1 protein-coding gene is annotated in these 1,403 nt (G+C 40.8%); it reads right to left on the bottom strand.

Annotation, left to right across the window (positions count from 1 at the left end):
• Positions 1-79 precede the first annotated feature (79 nt).
• Positions 80-1,273 (bottom strand): ISL3 family transposase, encoded by a 1,194-nt coding sequence (locus ACTQY1_RS11180; protein ID WP_441374209.1) that lies wholly within the window; start codon positions 1,271-1,273, stop codon positions 80-82.
• Positions 1,274-1,403 lie beyond the last annotated feature (130 nt).

Here is a 1,403-nt window from a genome sequence, read left to right as displayed (position 1 = left end):
GGTTCTTTGTCAAATGTTGGGGTAAGCTCCAATTCATCTACCACACACGGACGTGAGCGATTTTTGCTCACGTCTGTTTTTATTTTAATTTCACCATCGAAAGCAGTAAAATCCGAGAACGGAATCGTTCAAAGTTGCGAAAGCCAAATGCTACTCTCTTTAACACCTTAATCTTATTGTTCATTCCTTCCGTAAAACCATTCGAATACGCTTGACTCAATCCTTCCAAAATCTCTGTCTTCCAATCAGTGAACGTCTTTATAACACTCTTGAATTCTTCAACCCCACTTTCTTCGACTAATGATAACCAACGAGATAAGAATGAAGCAACAGCAGACCGTTCTTTCATAGAAAACACCTTAAAGAATGCCTCTTTTAAGGCATAGGCTCTCTGTAATTCTGAAGACTGCTTCAAGATTTCCCGAAGGCTGGCCAGTTCTTCTTCTGTCAGACAATCACCTCTCTTGTTCAAGATATGTTTGTTTCTCTTGAAATAAATTCTTTTTTCGTCGAATAACTTTTGTACATTTTTCCTAACCCGTTCAAGCGCCCAAATGACCAGTCTCTGTATGTGGAATCGGTCACCAATAATTGTTGCACCAGGAAACATCGTTCTGATGACCTTGCGGAAAAGTGACGAAAGGTCCATTACGACAAATTTTACTTTCAATCGCTCTGCTCTTGAAAATTGGCTAAAATAACGAATTAATTCCAGCGCTGTCCTCTTTGGCAAAATATCGAGAGTTTCATGACGCTGAGGGTCATTCACAGCGACCTGGTATCTTTGCCCATGAGCGTTCCCACGAAATTCGTCTAAAGAAAGAACTTCAGGCAGATGGAGAGGCCGTTTAAAAGTAAGTCCATCAAAATACCGGATTACGGTGGAAACAGAGACACCATGGCTTCTGGCAATGGCTTTAAAGCTCGCCAGTTCAGAACAGGCTTGGATGATGCTGTTCTTTACATCGTTAGAACGCCGCTGGTAGTGCTCGACGCCAGGAATTTTTTCATAAAATGTCTTATGGCAGCAAGGGCAAAAAAATCTTCTTTTATGAACAATAGCAGAAACAGGATGGGTGTTCCAGTGCCCTAAGAGGACTTTTTGGTCCCGATAGTCTTTAATATGGAGAATTTTATGATGACAGTAGGGGCAACGAGAAGCTGTAGAAGTGAATTCCACGTAAAGGAGGAGGCTGGATCCCAAATTTTCAAATTCTTTTATGGAACCCTCTTCCCAATGGAAGCTTTTTTCGATAAAATGAAAGAAAGACATATCTATTCTCCTTTCAGTTCTTCGTGGTGGTTGAGGTGAAATGTAGCTTAGATATGTCTTTATTTTATCGTAAGACAAGGGGTCTTGTGAACAGGAGTGTCCACAAGACCCCAACATTTATTATAGAACC

The organism is Acidaminococcus sp. HCP3S3_G9_1 (genome assembly GCF_052122455.1).
Lineage (GTDB): Bacteria > Bacillota > Negativicutes > Acidaminococcales > Acidaminococcaceae > Acidaminococcus.
This window is presented reverse-complemented; position numbering and strand designations above follow the sequence as displayed.

Excerpts from the sequence above, each read along its gene's own strand:
- ACTQY1_RS11180 (WP_441374209.1), bottom strand. The coding sequence starts at position 1,273 with ATGTCTTTCTTTCATTTTATCGAAAAAAGCTTCCATTGGGAAGAGGGT.